The organism is Streptomyces sp. NPDC059256, from assembly GCF_042753785.1.
GTDB lineage: Bacteria > Actinomycetota > Actinomycetes > Streptomycetales > Streptomycetaceae > Streptomyces.
This window is the reverse complement of record NZ_JBHYZO010000003.1, coordinates 66,134-85,070: the sequence shown is the minus strand read 5'-3', so window position 1 is coordinate 85,070 and position 18,937 is coordinate 66,134. Positions and strand designations below refer to the sequence as shown.

At 67.9% G+C, this 18,937-nt stretch carries 14 protein-coding genes and 1 tRNA gene; 1 reads left to right on the top strand and 14 read right to left on the bottom strand.

The window, feature by feature from the left end:
• Positions 1-6: 6 nt before the first annotated feature.
• Complete coding sequence (locus ACFXJL_RS08395; RefSeq protein ID WP_358877386.1) at positions 7-1,482, bottom strand: MFS transporter; 1,476 nt, start codon at positions 1,480-1,482, stop codon at positions 7-9.
• Between the two features lie 172 nt (positions 1,483-1,654).
• Between ACFXJL_RS08395 and ACFXJL_RS08390 the strand changes: the two genes are divergently transcribed.
• Positions 1,655-1,729, top strand: a tRNA-Cys gene (locus tag ACFXJL_RS08390).
• Between the two features lie 321 nt (positions 1,730-2,050).
• Here ACFXJL_RS08390 and ACFXJL_RS08385 read toward each other — a convergent pair.
• From ACFXJL_RS08385 to ACFXJL_RS08325, 13 genes are all read right to left on the bottom strand, one after another.
• The gene (locus ACFXJL_RS08385) at positions 2,051-2,605 is read right to left on the bottom strand and encodes an AAA family ATPase (RefSeq protein WP_384641734.1); all 555 of its coding nucleotides are present in this window, start codon (positions 2,603-2,605) and stop codon (positions 2,051-2,053) included.
• An 85-nt stretch (positions 2,606-2,690) separates the two neighbouring features.
• On the bottom strand, positions 2,691-3,407 hold the full coding sequence (locus tag ACFXJL_RS08380) for a hypothetical protein (protein WP_384690442.1): 717 nt from the start codon (positions 3,405-3,407) through the stop codon (positions 2,691-2,693).
• A complete protein-coding gene (locus tag ACFXJL_RS08375; protein ID WP_384690440.1) occupies positions 3,404-5,719 on the bottom strand; it encodes a hypothetical protein in 2,316 nt (771 codons plus the stop codon). The genes ACFXJL_RS08380 and ACFXJL_RS08375 overlap by 4 nt, the downstream gene beginning before the upstream one ends.
• 14 nt (positions 5,720-5,733) lie before the next feature.
• A complete protein-coding gene (locus tag ACFXJL_RS08370) occupies positions 5,734-6,162 on the bottom strand; it encodes a hypothetical protein (protein ID WP_358877382.1) in 429 nt (142 codons plus the stop codon).
• Positions 6,163-6,372: 210 nt separating this feature from the next.
• Entirely contained in the window at positions 6,373-7,686 is a 1,314-nt protein-coding gene (gene mycP / locus ACFXJL_RS08365) for a type VII secretion-associated serine protease mycosin (RefSeq protein ID WP_384690436.1), read from the bottom strand.
• 153 nt (positions 7,687-7,839) lie between these two features.
• Entirely contained in the window at positions 7,840-9,453 is a 1,614-nt protein-coding gene (locus ACFXJL_RS08360) for a hypothetical protein (RefSeq protein ID WP_384690433.1), read from the bottom strand.
• A gap of 51 nt (positions 9,454-9,504) precedes the next feature.
• Complete coding sequence (locus ACFXJL_RS08355) at positions 9,505-10,044, bottom strand: hypothetical protein (RefSeq protein WP_384690430.1); 540 nt, start codon at positions 10,042-10,044, stop codon at positions 9,505-9,507.
• Between the two features lie 97 nt (positions 10,045-10,141).
• Entirely contained in the window at positions 10,142-12,493 is a 2,352-nt protein-coding gene (locus tag ACFXJL_RS08350; RefSeq protein WP_358877379.1) for a xanthine dehydrogenase family protein molybdopterin-binding subunit, read from the bottom strand.
• Positions 12,490-14,094, bottom strand: coding sequence for a 2Fe-2S iron-sulfur cluster-binding protein (locus tag ACFXJL_RS08345; RefSeq protein WP_384690426.1), 1,605 nt, complete (start codon positions 14,092-14,094; stop codon positions 12,490-12,492). The genes ACFXJL_RS08350 and ACFXJL_RS08345 overlap by 4 nt, the downstream gene beginning before the upstream one ends.
• Positions 14,091-14,987 carry an FAD binding domain-containing protein gene (locus ACFXJL_RS08340; RefSeq protein ID WP_358877377.1) on the bottom strand — a complete coding sequence of 299 codons (897 nt, stop codon included), beginning with the start codon at positions 14,985-14,987 and terminating at the stop codon, positions 14,091-14,093. Before ACFXJL_RS08340 ends, ACFXJL_RS08345 begins: the two co-directional genes overlap by 4 nt.
• Before the next feature lie 415 nt (positions 14,988-15,402).
• Complete coding sequence (locus ACFXJL_RS08335; RefSeq protein WP_384690422.1) at positions 15,403-17,058, bottom strand: beta-N-acetylhexosaminidase; 1,656 nt, start codon at positions 17,056-17,058, stop codon at positions 15,403-15,405.
• A gap of 58 nt (positions 17,059-17,116) precedes the next feature.
• On the bottom strand, positions 17,117-17,956 hold the full coding sequence (locus ACFXJL_RS08330; protein ID WP_358877560.1) for a carbohydrate ABC transporter permease: 840 nt from the start codon (positions 17,954-17,956) through the stop codon (positions 17,117-17,119).
• A 5-nt stretch (positions 17,957-17,961) separates the two neighbouring features.
• On the bottom strand, positions 17,962-18,933 hold the full coding sequence (locus ACFXJL_RS08325) for a sugar ABC transporter permease (RefSeq protein ID WP_358877375.1): 972 nt from the start codon (positions 18,931-18,933) through the stop codon (positions 17,962-17,964).
• Between the last annotated feature and the right edge of the window lie 4 nt (positions 18,934-18,937).

Genomic DNA, 18,937 nt, shown 5'->3' with positions numbered 1-18,937 from the left:
GCCGCGTCACACGGGTTCTTGGACCCGGACCCGCGTCGACACCCATGCTCCGACCAGGGCGACCAGCGCCATGGGCAGGAAGACCACCACGAAGGCGGCCGGGTGCGAGGCACCGGCCTCGGTGATCGCGCCGTGGCCGGCCACCGAGGCGCCGCCGAGCGCCGCGAAGGCCGCGCCGCCGCCGGCGAGCAGGATGACGTTCGACAACCCGTCCGAGATCTGGAGCGCCGCCGAGTTCGACCCGGCCTCCTCGGGCTCCGAGAGCTTGAGCAACATCACGCTCGTCGACGCGATCACCATGCCCATACCGAAGCAGCCGATGGCCCACGAGACGGCCACGATCCACACCGGCACCCACTCGATCAGTACGGTCGGAGCACCGGCGATCGCCACGGCCACCAGCACCATCCCGAACACCATCAGCCGTTCCCGGTGCGGCTCCATCCGCGGCCGGGACTGGATGAACGACCCGAGCGCCCAGGTCACCCCGCCCGCGGCGAGCGAGAAGCCGGCCATGGTCGGGGACAGCCCGCGCTGGGTGACCAGCATCAGGGGGACGAAGGACTCGGCGGCGATGAAGGAGCCCGCAGAGATACCGCGCAGCAGCACCACGGACGGCAGCCCCCGGGCGGCCCTGTAGGTGCCCTTCGGCAGCAGCCCGAGGACCGCGGGCACCAGCAGCGCCGCGCCGACGGCCGCCGGCAGCAGGGAGAGCCACCGCAGGTCCTGTGCCGCGTACTGGAGGAGCGCGGCGCCGAGGGAGATGCCGAGGGCCAGTCGGATGCGCTGGGCGTCGAAGCTCAATCGGGGCGCTGAAGGATCGGCGGGCCCGGACGCCATGCGCCGAATCTGCGGCAGGGCCAGGGCGAGCGGGAAGACCACGAGCACGGGGATGCCGACGAAGACCCAGCGCCAACCCAGCTGCTCGGTGACCGTTCCGGAGGCCAGCGGTCCGACCACGGAGGGGATCACCCAACTCGCGGCGAAGGCGGCGAGTATCGCCGGCCGCAGCCGCTCCGGGTAGGCGCGCCCGATGACCACGTAGAGCGCGACGATCACCATGCCGCCGCCGAGGCCCTGTACCGCGCGCCCCAGGATGAACAGCCACATCGTGCTCGCGGTGCCGGAGAGCAGCAGTCCGACGCCGAAGGCGGATATGCCGGTCGCCAGCGGCCTCAGCGGACCGTCCCGGTCGGCCCACTGCCCGGACAGGACCATCGCGAAGAGGCTGGTGGTGAAGTACGAGGAGAAGGCGAAGGCGTACAGCCCGATGCCGTTCAGCTCACGGGCAGCCACCGGCATCGCGGTGCCGACGGCCGTCGCCTCGAAGGCGATCAGCAGGACGACGGAGACGATGCCCACGCTGAGCGCTCGATAGCTCCGGCCGAGTACCCCGCCCTGGGGCTGCTCGTCGATGGTGGGTGCGTCGGGCGCAGGGGTCGGTGTCGTGACGTCGGCGTCACGTGGGTCCAGGGCGGTCATGACCCAAGAGTAAGGGGCGTGGACCGGCTTGAACCCTGTCGCAGGGTCCGACCTGCCCTGGTCCCTTGGTCGTACGACTGTGAACGCCCTGTGGCGGCTGTATTGCAGTGTGCCCGGTGGTCTTGAGCGGGCGACGACCGACGGCCTACGGTCATCATCAGTAGCAACGCACGACCGCGTGCCCGAGTGGTTCAGGGACTCGACTGCAACTCGAGTTACACCGGTTCGAATCCGGTCGCGGTCTCCAGGCCGGGACGTCCCGGACTTCGGCTGAGGGGTTCCCCACAGTCGAAGTTCGGGACGTTGTCGTTGTCGGCTCCGAGCCGCAGACGCATGCCGTACCCGGCATCCGGCATCCGGCATCCGGCATCCGCGAGAGGGGAACTCACCTCCGTACCGGGCGATGGGGCTGCGGGCCCGGACCTCGCCCCGGTGCCGCGGTTCCCGGAGCGGCCCACCACTCCCCGCCCCGAGTCCGAGGTGAGTGACCTCACACTCCGAGCGTGGTGAACGGGCCGCTGTGTACGACGGGGATCACCCCGCGCGGCGGTGAGGGGACCGGGCCCGACTACGGACAGGTGCTGACCGACGCCTCGGGCAGCCGCGCGATGATCTCGTCCACGGTCTGCTCCGGCGTCTGCTCACTGGTGTCGAGCCACAGCCCCACCCTGGGCGTCCGTTCCCGGAGCTCCGCGTCCAAGGACTCCGCCGTCCACCCCTCGCCGTATCCGCTCTTCGGTCGACCCGCCTCCCGGACACCGACGACATCCGGGCGCGGCGCGAGGACGACCACGTACAGCGGACGGGTACGGACGAGGCGGACGTACCCGGCGAACTCCGAGCCGATGACGACATCCTGGAGGACAGCGGTGAATCCCGCCTCCGCATAGCTGTCGGCGGTCATGGCGGCGAGCCGGTACCGCAGCCGTAGCTGCGCGACGGCCTCGGGGTCGAGGTCCGGTCCCATCTCCGCCCGCCCCGAGACGACCATGCGCCGAAAGACGTCCCCGCGGACATGAGCGGCCCGCGGGAGACGTTCGGCCAGGCTCTGCGCAACGGTGGATTTACCGGAGGCCATGATCCCGGTGATGAGGACGACGGAGGACTTCAGTGGTTCGCTCATGTCCCAGGACGCTAACCATCCTCGTCGTCACTCTCACCCCGGTTTTCCGTCACGCCCCTCGGATCCGTTCACCGCAGGGGCCCAACTAGCCGGCGGTCGGCTTGGGAGCCACCGGCTTCAGAACGGGCGCAGCGGTCAGTCCGCCGTCTCCCGTACAGCCGAGCTTCTTGGCGACGGCGAACGCGGCCGAGTTGAGCAAGGTCATATTGGCCTCGCTCAGTTCACGCACGTCCCCACTCGGCTCCGATCTGACGCGCAACTCTCCCCGCACGACCGCGGGATCATCCTGGGTGCTGCCCAGCTTCGGGCTCGTACAAAGAAAATACTGGGAGGCGTAGTTGTTGCCGGCCAGCGCGCGGCGACCGAGCTGATATGCGGTCAGCCTGGCCGCGATGTCCTTGCTGTCGAGGAACTCGCCGTCGTCCAGGGCGAACGCCAACGACACGTCCTCCAGGTCGGAAGGCCCGTCTGCGTAGACATGGCAGACGCTGGACTCCCTCCCCTTGCTCGGACCGGACGACTCATAGTCGAAGACGATGTTGGAGACCGTCTTGTCCAGACCGTTCGCAACGCTGTTCTGTGCGAAGCGATCCGCATCGGTGACCTTGGTCAGGGCCTGACGTGCTGCGGGTGCGGTGAAGACCCCCTCACAGATCTCACCGGCGCCGACGAGCTTCTGGTCCGAGCCGTCACCGCCGTCGCCGTCCTTCCCCGAACAGGAGACCAGGGAAAGACCGAGCGCCCCAACGAGGAGCACGGATGCCGCCGCCTGCCACGCCTTGATGACCTTCACATCCCTCATGTCTGCGGGGTCGTGCCGTGTCGGCCCTGCCCCAGCGTTCCCTTGCTGTAGCCGTTGGTCAGCGCCTCTTCGAGGTCCTGACCGAAGTCGCTGTTCGGATCGATCCGGTGCTGCTGCATGAACTTCTCCATCGGAGACTCGGCCGTCATCTCACCCGCGCGGAAGATCTCGTTACGCGTCTCCTGGGTCTTCTCGGAACTGTCCTGCTGCTCGGTCTTGGTCCAGTCACCGATCACCTGACCGATCTGGGTCTCCAGAGCCCCGCTACCGGTCTCCACGGCCAGCGGTACGAGGATCGCCGCCGCCCCCGCGCCCGCGACGGTGGCCGGAAGGAAGGCGACACCCGCACCGATCGCCGCCGCGGCGCCGAAGTTGACCCAGGCCGAACGCTCCTCCAACGCCTTGTTGTACTCCTCGTCCTTCTTCTTGTTCGTCGCGTCGACCTGATCGGCGCGCGACTGGTCGAGCATGCCCTGCACCTCCGCACCGGTGCGGACCACTTCCCGGGCGTGGCCTTCGTTGACCTTCCCGCCCTCGCCGACCTGCGCTTCCAGCATGCTGGTGGTGTAGATGCGCTCGGCCACCGAGACGGAGGCGTACGCATCCGGATGCTGGCCGAGCGTGCTCAGGAACTGGCGCGCGTTGTCACGACCGAACTCTGCGTGCGCCTCGGCGTCCTTGCCCGGCGCGAAGAGGCTGTCCGGCTTGTTCTCGTTGAGCGCCCAGTTGATGTCGTCGACATAGCCGGCGCCCATGCGTCCGAGGCTGTCGGCCATCGCCTCCTGCTGCTTGAGGAGCCCCGCGTCGCCCCCGTACTTCTCGACGACCTCCTCCATGATCTTCGAGGAGGTCTCGTCCCGGATCAGCTTGGGGTTGGGGTCGTCGTAGGCATGGCCGAGCGTGGCGGCCTCCAGGGCATGCCCGAACGCGTCGGGCATGTGGTTCAGCGACTTGCCCATCTCATCGGGGTCATGGCCCGTGATGTCGGGGAAGGACTTGAAGTCCTTGTCACCGAAGTAGTCCAGATAACTCTTGATCTCCTTGCCGTCCTCGTCCTTCGGCAGACCGCCCTTGACGGTGCCGTCGTCGTTGAACGCCTTCGGATCAGAGGAGAAGAACTCCTTGGAGGCTTCGGGACTGTGCCCCAGTGCCTCCAACATGCTCAGCATCGGGTCATAGCCGGAGCCGTTCTTGCCCGAGGGATTGAACGGGTTCTTGTCCCAGCTCGACGTGCTCTTGTTCTCGGCGAACATGTACGGGTCCTTGGCATGGAGCTGCGTCACATGCTGGGCGATCGGGGTCAGGAACTTGGGGTCGTAGTTCCCGTACCGCATGATGCCGCCGAGGAGCTGATAGCCGAACGGGCCGTTGTGGTCGTACTTGGCAAGGGGAATGCGCTCGGTGCCCAACTTGCGCATCTCGTCGGACCAGCGCTGACCCCATGCGTCGTTCGCTCCGGAGGAACCGGTGGCAGTCGCCAGATTGAGGCCCAGATTGCGCTGGAGCTCCTGGACGTCCTTCAACCGCTCCTTGTCCTGCTTGCTGTAGTTGTAGGTGTCCGTGGACAACTGACCGAAGAACTCCAGCGACTTCTTCGGCCCCATGGTGTCGTAGAACGCCCGGGAGAACTCACGCGAGCCGTGGTTGTCCTTCAGCAGCTCGTTCAGCGCCTGGAGCTCGGTGTGGGTGAGATCGCGGCCCTTGTTCGCGAGATCGACCGCGCGGGCCGCCTCCTCCGCATCGATGCTCGTGTACTTGGGCGCGCTGAAGTTGTGCTGGTCGCTCGTGATGTTCGCCTTGAGCGCGTTGGACGTCGCCACATCGGCGTCGGTACACGTCTCAAGCACCGCTTCTATACGGGCCTGCATGGCTTCGACCTTGGCCCGCTGCTCCCTGAGTGCGGGTTCGTAGTCGGGATCGCGACGGTACGTGCGGTCCTGAGCCAGATCGTGCTGCGGACGAACCACTCCGTGCGCCCCCACGACGAGCCCCTGGGCTGGGGCGTCCACATCAACGATCTTCTTCAGCTCGTCCTGGGACTTCTTGAACTCACGATGGCCGTCCTCAAGGATCTGCTTGATGCCCTTGGCGGCCTTGGCGGCGTCGTCGAACTCCTTGGCCGTCTTGTCGATGAACGGCTTCGTGACCTCGGCGTTGACACCACGCCAGTAGTCGTCCTTGGCCTTGCTCGCCATGGTCGTACGCGCGTCCTCGGCGAGCTTCTCCAGCTTGGTCACCATCGCCGCCCAGTCACCGACCGCCGCATTCAGTTTGCCCAGCGGGGCCTGATACACATTGTCGAACGTCAGCATCTTCGGCCCCCGCCTTACTTGAGGAATTCGGTGATCTGAGACGTCCGGAAGGCCGTCTGGATGTCCTTCTCCTCATTGACGTGAGAGGCGGAGGTGTAGTCGAGGTGGTTCGATATATGGGCGCAGGCGTCAAGAAGCGTCTTCAGTTGCGAGGTCCAGGTCTTCTGCACGGTGCCGATCGCCGCACCGGTCTGAAAGCCGTTCACCGTCATGGTCGTACCGGCCTCGGTGGTGCTGGCTTCGGCATGCTTCCCGTCAGCCGAAAGCTGACCGTGCAGTTTGAAGGCGGCGCTCCCGAGCGCACCGAGCTGGTCCTGACTCACGCCGAGGTCCGCCCCTCCGCCGCCGCCACCGCCCCCCGACGACTCGACCTGGTTCAGCCGCATGCTGACGTTCACTGTGGAGGCGGAGCGAGTGGACACCCACTCTTGGTCGAACGACATGGAAAATCCCCGTTTGCTGTCTTGTGATGGTGCACGTCGGCGGAAGCGACGTTGGCCCCCGTCGGCCTTCCGGTGGGACGGAGTGGCCCCACCGTAGGACGGCGACCCGCACACATGATCGGCGTTTGGTGGGGATTCTGTGAAACCGCAGGCTCGGTGGCAACCCCGTCGGCCAGGACTCAGTCCATACGTCCGCAATCCAGCAATGCGTCACTGCTGTCCGGGATAAGGCGGGTTGTTCTGCTGCTGTCCCGCCGCCGGTGGACCGTAGGGCGGATACGTTCCCTGCTGCGGATACGACTGTCCGGGAGGCTGTTGTGCACCTGGATGAGCAGGGCCGTAGGACGGTTGGCCACCTTGATACTGCTGCTGCGAATAGCCGGGAGGCCCGGCCGGGACGGGCACCGGTTCCGCTGCGGCCCGTCGCCGTGACCGAACGACGGGAACGGCCACGGCCGCCCCGATGAGCACGGCAGCACCGACCCCGAGGGCGATCCACAGACCGGTGTTGCTGTCGTCCTCATCGGCAGCGGAAGCGGCGGCCTCGGTGGGCTGCTCCGCCTGCTTGCCGTCGGCCGGGGGCTTGGAGGCCGCCGCAGAGGGGGACTTGGGTGCGGCAGCGGCCAGATCGGGAAGCGGATACACATCGGCGGGCCCCGGGTCCCCGGGCTCGGTCAGCGCGATCCGCGGCCGAACCATGCCGTAGCCGATGACGTCGTTGCGCTCGGCACCACTGGTGGGCCCACCGGCGGTGTTGAGCATGACCCGGAGCACCTGATTGTTGGTCCACTCGGGGTACTTGGCCCAGATGAGCGCGGCAGATGCAGACGCTAGGGCAGTGGCTGCACTGGTGCCGTCGCCTTTGCAGTACTCAGTCTTCCCTGCATCTCCCATGCAGCCGAAGGTGATGCCTTCCCCTGGGGCCGCCAAGTCAACTTCTGAGCCATTGTGGGACTGCTTGGTTGCCTTGATCGCTTTGTCGACGGCGGCGACACCCACAACACCAGGTGTGGCAGCTGGAAACTCAACTGGAGAATCTGAACCGTCATTGCCGACCGAGGCAAAGATTAGCTTTCCTTTCCCAAGAGCATATTTCACAGCATCAGGGAGAAACTCCTCGCCGCTGGATGGGCTCCCCATGGAGATGCTAATGATCTTAGCTTCGGAGTCTGCCGCGTGTCGGATGGCCTGCGCGATTCCCTCGTTTGCCGAGAGGCCCCCTCCGCCACCCATAGGGACCCGAACGGAAAGGATCTTCGCTCCAGGCGCTAGCCCATAGGCTCCGTCACCACCCGGCCCCTTGCCAGTCCCTGCAATGAGGGACGCCATGCTGCTGCCGTGGTTGTCGTAGTCATCGCCCTCATCACCGGCGATGTTGGTGAAGTCTTTTCCGCCAGGAGCAATACGGCCTTCAAGCTCAGGAAGAGAACCGACACCGGTGTCTAGTACGGCAACCGTTATCCCATTACCGGTACTTGTCTTCCACATAGCGTCCGCACGCATGGTGTCGAGATGCCACTGCATGGACCGGATTGTCTGGGCATGGGCAGGTGTCGCTGCAACGCCTACCAGCAGCAAACCGACTGCACCCGACACCAATCCACCGTATCGAGCGACCCGACTGCTGCTGGTAGGCATCCGCTTCCTCAGACCATCTTCTTGTTGTGTGGGCGATTTTCAGTCGATGACAGGCGGTACGACGCGGCGATTGCTTTGCTGCCAGGTCTCTTCGTCTTCCGAAAGGTAGTCCGGCCGTTCGCCACTCTCATCTTCGCGGGAGGACGCGGACCTGTTCGCCCCAGTCGCGCCCGTACCCGCACGACCGGGCTGGTTCTGATCTCCGTGCGCCCGGACCAAGCCGGATCCACCAGGTGTGAACGGACGGGCGTTCGCTTGTCCCTGTTGTTGCCGACCTCCGACAACTCCTCCGGACTCGGATGCCAGCCGCCTACCGCCAGAGACGCCACTCTGGTCGGCGCCGCCCATTGAGCCGCCGTACATGCCTCCTGGCATACCGGCCATGCCACGCCCCATGGCACCGCCACCACGCGAACCAGTCGTGTTCTCCGTACCAATCACCGTCCCCCGAGGAATCGCGCCGGTCGGATTGTTGGTGGTGGGCATGACGGGCTTGCCACCGACGATCCCTCCTTCACGCGCTAGCGGCACACGGGAACCTGCGACACCGGACGAACCGACCTGCCCGACTGAGCCGATTGGACCCACGGGGCCGACCTGTCCAGGCGGAAGCGCACCACGGCCACCTGTGATTCCCTTGACCGACCCCGCTCCGGCACCCGATCCAGGCAGCCTGCTGGGGCCAGGGCTCTTGGCGAACGTCGGCGGGACGGAGCCAGGCACGGCTGTGGTGCCTACGTCGGGTTTGGAAGGCGTCGTCGAACCAGTGCCCGCCGGAGTCTGCGATGGAGTGGCGGGCGGCAGCGTATCCACACTGTCGATCTCCATACCCACCGGCTGACCAGTCGGATGAGTCACTGGTTGTTCGCCAGGTCGAACATAGTTCTGAGTGCCTGGAGGAAGAGCAGAGTTCGACGTGTCTTGCATGGTGCCGCGCTCGGCATCAGCAGATTGACCGACGTGTCGAGATCGTTCCGTATTCGGGTTGCCAAACTGGGCCTCGCGCTGCGCAGATCTGTCGATCCTGTCCATTCCTACACGACGCTCACCCGGCACAAAATCGTCCGGAGGCGGCGGGAAAGTCGGAGCCTCCGCAGCGCTGATCACGAACGTCGAGAGCGAGTACGACTGCGCAAGCTTGTTCATCTGCTGAACAGCCTGCGCCTTGTCCTCGCGCAGTTTGGCCTGTGCCGGGCCCAGTAGTTCCTTGTAGTCCGGCATGTTGCGGTACTTGTGCGCCGACTCGACGTTGCCCTTGGCCGTGGCGTCCACCGGGGGCATGTTCTGCTTGACCTCGCGGAGTGTCTGCGCCGCCAGGCCCATCCACTTGCCGCCGACGTTGCTGTACTCACCGAGTTGGAGCGTGGCCTTCCAGGCGCCCTCGCCCCAGGTCTCCATGGCCTTGCCGGCCTCGCCCTCCCACGGGACGGTGGTGATGTACGTCTTCAGGTCCTCACCGATCTCGGTGATGGTCTTCGCCGCATCCACCAGCTGCGCGGAGAGGGTCTCCAGCGACTTCGGATTGGCCGCCTCCACCATGGCCAGCAGCTGTTCGTGCGTGTGGGCCTCGAAATCCGTGGTTCCGAAGAGACTGCCCAGAATCCTCAGTGGAGAGAAGAAACCCCCAACACCAGGTGTCGACTCAGCGCCCATGACGTCACCCCACCCTTCCCCGTGTCCCCGTGGTCCCCGTAACTTTCACCATCAGGACGCTCCACCGCTCGTGTCGCCGGCCCCCGGCTGCGGAGGCTGTTCGGCCCCCGGCTGCTTCGGCTCGGCCGGCTCCGCTGGCTCTGCCGGCTCGGACCCGCGACGTTCTTCCTCGCGCCGGTCGTACGCCTCGCGCGCGTCCTTGCTGATGGTGCGCATCCGCTCCTTGATGTCCTCTTCGATGTTCTGGTAGCCCTTGGTCGAGCCATGGACCGCGATGCTCAGGCCCTCGATCTGGCCCGCCAGACCCTTCGACAGGTTCTGTAGCTCGGCATGGACCTTCTGATAGATCCCATGCAGTGCGGTCGCCTCGCCGAAGCCCACGCCGAGGTCACCCGCGGGGACCTGGCCGTCGGTCATCCTCGTCGGTGCGGCCGGTGAACTCTCCAGCTTGACCAGCAACTTGTCGACGCGGTCCTTGAACTTCAGCAGCTCTTCGGCGTCGACATCCAGGTCCTTGCCACTACCACCCTTGCTGGGCATCGGCGTCGGCCGGCCGTGTACCGGCCGCCCCGTCCCGTCGTCCTCTGCCACGAACGCCTCCCCGTTGACTTGCGTCTAGGGGAATCACTTTACCGAGCGCCGCCGACAGCCCGCACCTCTGGATTGCAGCTGCAATGCCTTACTGAGGTTATGAGTTGGGCACGGCGGACACGGCGGCCTGCGGCCTGATGGGGAGACGATTGATGGGGCGGCCCGTGGCAGCGCGTACCGCGGCGGCCACCGCGGCAGGAGAAGTGACCACAGGAACCGCACTTGCCGCCTTCGCCCCAAACGGGGCGACAACGTCACGTTCCTCCACCAGTTTCACGATGCGAATGTCAGGCGCGTCCAGAGATGTCGGGAGTGCGTACCCGGTGAGATCGGGGTGGCGGAGCAGTCCGCGGGCCGTGCGCAGGTTCTCGGTGAGGGCCGTTCCGACGCCCAGGGTCACTCCGGCCTCGATGCGGCTGGCCAGTTGGGCGGGGTTGAGCACACGGCCCACGTCCTGGGCCACCGCCATCTCCACGACCCGGACCGAGCCGATCTCGATGTCCACGTCCACCACCGCGCGTACCGCACAGAACGCCATGCCCACGAAGGCGTCGCCCTGACCGGACTCGTCCAACGGCTCGGTGGGGTGCGGGCGGCACTGGGCGGTCGCCCAGAGCTCCTTGCCGTCCAGGGCCTCGGTCACCGTCGTGGAGAGCACCCCGTCGTACGAGGTGATCTTGCCGTCGGTGATCTGAAGGAGTTCGGTCGACATCCCGAACTTGTGCGCCAGCGGCTGGAGCAGTTGCGTACGGACCATCTTCGCCGCGCGCTCGACCGCGCCTCCCGACACCCAGGTGTGACGCCCGTGGGCGGCCGGTCCGGCGGGGGGCTGGTCGGTGTCGACCGAGGCCACGTGGACCTCTTCGACGCCCAAGGTCTCCTGCACGATCTGGCGGGCCAGGGTCGCGAAGCCCGAGCCGGTGTCCACGGCCGAGCAGATGACCGTGGCGACGCCGTCCTGCACCTTCACCGTCGCCGTCGAGACCTCGTCGGTGCCTTCGGCGCCGAGCATGTGAACCATGCCCAGGGCGTAGCCGACGCCCCTGCGCACCGCGCCTGGTTCGCCCGCGCCCTCCTGGCCCCCGGGGAGCAGCCATTCGTCCTCGGGCGTGTCCTTGGGCAGGGGCGGCAGCGGGTAGTCCCGTACGGCCTGGAGGAGTTCGGCGACCGGGGCCGGGCAGGTGACCGTCTGGCCGGTGGGGAGGATGTCTCCGGTGGCCAGGGCGTTGCGCAGCCGGACGTCGACCGGGTCGAGGCCGAGTTTGGTGGACAGCTTGTCCATCTGGGCCTCGTAGGCGGCGCACACCTGCATCGCGCCCTCGCCGCGCACGTGGCCGGACGGGGGGTTGTTGGTGCGGACGGCCCAGCCCTCGATGAAGGCGTGCGGTACGACGTAGGGCCCGCAGGCGAAGGCCACGGCCGCCGCGAGGGACTCGGATGAGGAGTCTGCGTAGGCGCCGGCGTCGAGGAGGAGTTGGGCCTCCACCTTCACCAGTCGGCCTTCCTGGTCCGCGTGGTGGCGGTAGCGCAGGAGGGTGGGGTGGCGGTGGGCGTGCCCGAGGAAGGACTCCTCGCGGGTGGCGGTCAGTTTGACCGGGCATCCGGTCTTCAGCGCGAGAAGGCCGAGGGGCAGTTGGAAGCCCGGGTCCTCGCGGTCCCCGGTGGCGCCGGGAACGCCGGTGACGACGATCTTGACCCGGTCGGGGTCCAGCCCGAAGCAGGAGGCGGCGAGATCGCGGTCGGTGTGGGGGTCGGTGGAGGCGACGTACAGCTCCACACCCCCGTCCGGGCGCGGTACGGCCAGTCCGGCTTCGGCGCCGATCGGGGCGGGGTCCTGTCGGCCGATGCGGTAGAGGCCCTCGACGATGACGTCTCCGACGACATCCGGGTCGCCGTATCGCAGCGGGATATGGCGGATCAGGTTGCCGTCGGGGTGCAGGGGCTGTGCCTCGAAGGCCCGTTCGGGGTCGGTGACCGGTTCCAGGACCTCGTACTCGACGACGATGGCGGCGGCGGCCAGCCGTGCAGTGTCGGGGTGGTCGGCGGCGACTGCGGCGATCGCCTCGCCGTGGTGGCGGATGATTTCGGAGGCGAAGACGGGACGGTCGGCGATCTTTCGGCCGTACGAGGCGTCACCCGGAATGTCCTGGTGGGTGACGACGGCGCGAACCCCCGGCATGTCGAGTGCGCCGGAGGTGTCGATCGCGAGGATGCGGGCGTGGGCGTGGGGCGAGCGCAGGATGGCCGCCCACAGCAGACCCTCGGCCCAGAGGTCGGAGGCGTACGGGAAGGTGCCCTCGGTCTTCGCCCGGGCGTCCGCGGGCGGTAGCGAGATGCCCAGGCCCATGGCCGCGGGCTCGGATCGCGGGCCCCCCGAGGAGCCGGCGCCGGTGCCGGAGACCGAACCGGCCGCCAGGGGCGTCGCGGTGGTGGCCGCGTCGTTGCTCACGCCATGCCTCCGTCATGCGGGTGGGGCTGCACACTACCCGCACCGGGCGGCGCCTGGTGCGGAATGCGGGCTTCTGGAGCCGCGTCGGCGGCGGCTTCGCTGGCTTCGGCCGCGGCTGCCGCGCTGGCCTCGCGACCTGCGACGACCTCGCGCACGGCATCGAGCACGCCGCGATAGCCGGAACACCGGCAGAGGTTGCCGCAGAGCGCTCGACGGGTCTCCAACTCGGTGGGCTTGTGGTTGCCCTCCAGGAGGTCATGGACGGTCATCGCCATGCCCGGGATGCAGAAGCCGCACTGGACGGCCCCGCAGGTGGCGAGGGCGCGTTGGACGTCGGACGGTTCGCCGTCGGTGGCGAGGCCCTCGACCGTACGGACCTCGGAGCCCGCGGTGGTCGCGGCGGGGACGAGGCAGGAGGCGACGAGCCGGCCGTCCACTTGGACGTTGCAGGCTCCGCACTCACCCTGTGAGCAGCCGTCCTTGGCTCCGGCGAGACCGAGGCGCTCGCGCAGTACGTAGAGCAGGGATTCGCCGATCCAGGCGTCGGTGACCGGACGGTCGGTGCCGTTGACACGCAGGACATACGAGGTGGGCGGGTGTTCGTCGGCGGCGCTCGCCCGGCCGGGGTCCTCGGCCGTCGCGTCCTGCACGACCTCCGCTTCGAGGTCTTCGGCCGACTCGGTGCGTAGTTCGGGCGAGGTGTCCGGGCCGCCCGTCGAAGCGGTTTCGTCGGTGGGCTCCCGCAGTGCCGTCGGCTGTGGGCCACCTTCTGCGGTGGTCGGAGCGTCGGCGGCCTCGTCGTCGGTGCGTTCGTCTGCGTCGACGTCAGCGGGGGCCGGGTCGGACGGATGTCCCTCGGCGGACACCTCGGGCAGCGCAGCGTCCTCGGAGTCCGGGGATGTGTTCGCCGGTGCCCCGTCAGCCACCAGTGCGTGTTCGACCGGTGTCTCTCCCGCGGCGGCCTGCCGTGGGCGGTCGGGCTCCGGTTGGGCCGTGTCGGTGGGCGGTTCCTGCTGCTCGGGCCGGTTGGTCGCCCACGGGGCCGGGGCCCCTCCGGGCAGCGTGGCCGAGGGGTCGGTCGCCCAGGGCGCCGTTGCCCCTCCGGGCAGCGTGGCGGGTGCGGAACTCCACTGCGACTGGAGCATCGCGGTGGTGTACTCGCCGGTCTCGTCCGGTACGTCGTTCCCGGCCAGCGGGATCGTCCACTGACCGGTTGACTCGGGTGCCTGCGGAGGGTGCTCGGCGGTGGGGATGCTCCACTGGCCGGTCGCGTGCGGGTCCTCGTTGGGGGCGCCCTGCGGATGGCCGGCGGGGTCGGGCCAGCCGTACTCACCGGGGTGGCCCTGGGTGTGCTGGACCGTGGGCCACGCGGGCGCGGACGGAGGGCCGTTGGGCGTGGGCGGCGTGATCGTCGGCGGCACATAGCCGTGACCGGGCGCCTCCAGCGGTGCGGCGTGCGCCACGTCCTCGGCGGGCAGTTGGACGAAGGCCGTGCCCTCGGGATCGTACTCCCCGTGCGGCGTGGGCTGCCATCCGCCGTGCTCGTACGGGTGCCCCGGGGGTGCGGCCGGGTGCCCTTGCGGGTGCTCCTCGTTGCTCATGACAGCGCCCTCCCCAGTGCACGACGGGCCAGTGCGGCGACGGTGCGTCGCAGATGCAGTACGGCGGGCGGGTGTTGTGGCGGTTCCTCACCCGGTAGGGCCGGTTCCGGGTCCGGGATGCAGGCAGCGGCCACATAGTCCCCGAAGGCCGTCAACGCTTCGGTGGTCAGTCCGCGCCTGCCGTCCCAGTCGATGAGGGAGGCGATCCAGCGCTCCGCCTCCAGGGGGCGCAGCGGCATGGGGGCGATGGCTCCGACCGCGCAGCGCACTCCACGGCGCGCCGGGTCGAGGACGACCGCGACGGACGCGGTGGCGCGGCCGGGGCCGGTGCGGCCGGTCGCCTTGAGGAAGATCTGCGGGGCGTGCAGCAGGGGCACGCGTACGTAGCCGATGAGCTCCGCCGGGGCGAGCATGTCGCGGCCGGCGAGGAGATGGGCGACGGGGACCTCGCGGCGTGCGCCGTCGGGGCCTGCGATGATCAGGTCCGCTTCCAGGGCTGCGAGCACGGGCAGGGTGTCGCCCGTCGGCGCGATGGAGGCGATGTTGCCGCCGAGGGTGCCCGCGTTGCGGATCTGCGGCGGGCCTGCCGCGCGAGCTGCGGCGGCCAGGCCCGGGATGAGCGCGGCGAAGTCGGGGCGGCCCATGCGCGCGTGGGTGAGACCTGCGCCGAGCAGGGCGTGGCCGTCGAGGTAGCGCCAGCCGCGGATCTCGCTGATGCGGCCGAGGCCGACCAGTCCCGCGGGCCTGAGTTGGCCCTTGTTGACGGCTGCCATCAGGTCGGTTCCACCTGCGACGGGCACGGCCGCGGGCATGGCGGTGAGTGCTGCGACGGCCTCGTCGAGCGAGGTCGGCAGCGTCACCGACCGCGGTGTCTGCGGTGCGTGCGTGGTCACCCAGCTGCCCCTTCCCGGTGTCCGGCCATCCCGCCTGTGTTGCCGTACCGTACGTGCTCACGGTCCGGACGTGGCAACTCTGGCACATCTTCTGAGACGACCGGCGAGAGGGTCCACGAAGGATGCATCCATGACGGATGCACCTTTGTTGTGCTGTTGACCCGTTTTTGAGGCTGCTGTGGGGCCTTTTGGGGCTGCCGGGGGCGGATGAACTCCACGACACCTATGCAACTTGCCCGCCTTGCCCGCCTTGGGTCTTTTGACTGGTGGCGTGGGTGGGTCAGTTGACCGGGGCGAGGGCGCGCCCCGGATCGCCGACCGTACCGGGGGCGCCCGCCCGTGCCCGCGGGGCGATGGACCGGAACCCGACGGAGACATGCGGCAGGGGGCTCGATCCGGGGCGTGCGCCGGGGGCTCACACGGTCGGGGGTGCTCCCTCACGCGGGAATCCCTGCACTCCCGGCCGCTTCTGCCAGGGCAGCGGCCCGCCGGGCGGACGGTAGTCGACACCGAGGGCGTCCAGTCGCCGGTAGTGCTCGACCATCCGTCGCTCGAAGTCCTCGAAGTCCCGTGCCTCGGGGGTGGGCAGCGCGGACCAGGCGACCTCGGCGAAGGCGACGAGTCGGGGGAAGACCTGGTAGTCGATGCGGGAGCGGTCCTGCATGACCTCCGTCCATACATTGGCCTGGGTGCCGATCACATGGGCGGCGGCCTCCTGGCTCAGCCCGGGCGGCACGGGTTCGAAGCGGTAGACGTCCTCCAGGGTGCGGACGTAGCCGATGGGCATCGGCTCGTCGGTGCCACCGCCCTGACGGTGGTCGAGGTAGACCTGCTGTTCGGGACACATGACGACGTCGTGACCCGCTTCGGCAGCCGTGATGCCGCCCGCGTACCCGCGCCAGGAGGAGACGGTCGCGCCGGGAGCGAGGCCGCCCTCCAGGATCTCGTCCCAGCCGATCAGCCGTCGCCCTCGGCTGGTGAGCCAGCCGTCGAAGTGACGGATCATCCAGGACTGGAGTTCGTCCTCGTCGGCGAGACCGAGTTCCTCGATGCGGGCCTGGGCGGTCGGGGACTGCCTCCACTGGTCCTTGGGGCATTCGTCACCGCCCATGTGGATGAACGGAGAGGTGTCGGCCGGGAAGAGTTCCAGGACCTCTTCCAACACGCCTTCATAGAACTCGATGGTGTGCTCGGTCGGGGCGAGGACGTTCGGATTGACCCCCCAGGTCTCCCACGGCGCGAGGGCGGCCGTGTCGACGACATCGGAGTTTCCCAGTTCGGGGTAGGCAGCGATGGCCGCCTGTGAATGTCCGGGGATATCGATTTCGGGTACGACGGTGATGTGACGCGCGGCTGCATACGCCACGATTTCCCGAATGTCATCCTGTGTGTAGTAGCCACCGTACGGTTTCTCGTCCCAGAGGTCGGAGAAACGGTGGCCCCATTTCGTACGGGATCGCCATGCGCCGATCTCGGTGAGCTTGGGATAGCGCTTGATCTCGATGCGCCAGCCCTGATCGTCGGTGAGATGGAAATGGAAGACGTTCAGTTTGTGTGCGGCCAGCAGGTCGAGGTAGCGCAGGACGTCGGACTTGTGGGTGAAGTGGCGGGCGACGTCCAGCATCAGACCGCGCCAGGAGAACCGCGGTCGGTCCTCGATGGTCTGTTCGGCGATGACCGTGGGCTTGTGACCCATGAGCGGCGCCCGCCTGAACGCCTCGGGGCCCAGGAGTTGACGCAGGGTCTGCGCACCCCAGAAGACACCGGCACCGCTGCCGCCCCGCAGTTCGACGCCCTCTTCCGCACGGATCCGAAGCCGGTAGCCCTCGGGCTCCAGCGTCTCGTCCACGACGAGCCGGATGGTGTTGCGCACCGCCCCTGCCCCCTCGTCCCCCGGGGCCAGGGCAAGCCCGAGCGCCGGGGCGAGGGTGGAGCGCAACCACCGTTCGGTGGTCTCGGTGCCCGGCCCCGCGGACAGGGTGGTGCGGGCGTCGAGGGTGAATCCACCGCGGTGGGTGCCGTCGATGGCACTCGGCGCGGGGATCAGCTGCGCGGGGGTTTCGGGGGGCATGACGTCGGTCCTCCATCGTGTCGCGGGTGGGGCACACAACCCGAATCTCGGGTGGGGCTCAGTCCTTGACGGCGCCGCCGAGTCCGGAGACAAGGCGTCGCTGGACGAATATGAAGAAGATCAGTACGGGAACCGTCATGACGGTGGAGCCGGCCATGATGCCTCCCCAGTCGTTCTCATCGGGTTTGAAGAAGACCAGCAACGCCATCGGCAGTGTGGACTGCGAGGTGTCGCTGATGATGAACGACTTGGCGAACAGGAAGTCGTTCCAGGTGGAGATGAACGAGAAGACGCTGGTCGCCACCAGGCCCGGGAAGACCAGCGGAAAGAGGATCTGCCACAGGAATCGGGTGCGGCTGGCGCCGTCGATGTAGGCCGCTTCCTCCAGCGCCTCCGGAACCGCCTTGACGAATCCCCTCAGCATCCAGATCGCGAAGGGCAACGAGAAGGCGATGTGCGGAATGATCAGCGACCAGAGCGTATTGAGCTGACCGGTGTCCCGCATGAGGAAGAACAGCGGAATCGTCAGCGCTTCGATCGGAACCATCTGCGCCACCAGGAACATGATGAGCAGGGTCGTGCGGAACTTGAAGCGGAATCGGGTGACCGCCGTCGCGGCGAGAAACGCGATCAGCGCGGAGGCGATGACCACGACACTCGCCACGAAGAGGCTGTTGAGGAAGTACCGGCCGAAGTCCTGCTGCTCGAAGACCCGTCGGAAACTGTCGAGCGAGGGCGACAGCGTCCAGGGCTTGGCGTCGGTGGACTGGATCTCCCCCGCCGGTTTGAAGGCGGAGAGGACCATCCAGTACAGCGGGAAGGCCACCACGACGGCGATGACGAGCGCGGACGCCTCGGCGGCGAGGCGCCAGGGGCGGCGTATGCGCAGTCGGCTCATACGGCTCACAGTTCTTCTCCCTGACGTCGCAGCAGGCGCAGATAGACAAGGGTGACGGCCAGCAGGATCAGCAGCATGACGACGCCGATGGCCGAGCCGAGGCTGTACTGCGACGAGGCGAACGCCTTCTGGTACGCGTAGACGTTGAGCACGAGGTTCTGGCCCGCGACGCCTCCGCCGTTGGTCATCACATAGATCTGGGTGAAGACCTTGAAGTCCCAGATGATCGACTGGATGGTGACCACGACCAGGATGGGACGCAGCATGGGTGCCGTGATGGAGCGCCAGATGCGCCACTGGGACGCGCCGTCCAGCGAGGCCGCTTCCAGGACCTCGGCGGGGATGGCCTTGATGCCCGCGTACACGGTCACCATCACGAAGGGGAACGAGCACCAGACGACTTCGAAGAGGACCAGGGCGAAGGCGCTGTAGCGGCCGTAGGTCCAGGAGAAGTCGCCGAGTCCGAGGACCTTGTTGACGGGTCCGTAGTCGGGGTCGAAGAGGAAGACCCACACGGTGGAACCGGTGATCGCGGGAGTCGCCCAGGCGCCGAGGGCGGCCAGCATCAGCGCGAGTCGGGGGATCGCCCGGATGCGGGTGAGCAGGACGGCCATGGTGCAGCCGACGGCGAGGGTGGCGATCACACAGGCGGCTGCGAAGACCACCGTGGCGAGGAGGACCTGCCAGAACTGGTCGTCGGCGAACAGTTCCCGGTAGTTGTCGAGTCCCTTGAAAGTGGTGGGTTCACCACCGCTGACCTGGACTTGGGTGTATTCGAGGAAGGAGATCAGGCCGAGCTGGTAGATCGGGTAGACCAGCAGTCCGGCAAGGACGACGATCGCGGGCGCCAGATAGAGCCAGGGCGTCCAGCGGCTGCCGTGCCGACCCGTGGGGCGGCGCTTCTTGGAGCGGCCCTCCGGGGCCGGCGCGGTCTTGTCGACCGCGGCCGGCCCGGGGGCTGTCGCTTGGTGCGTCATGTTC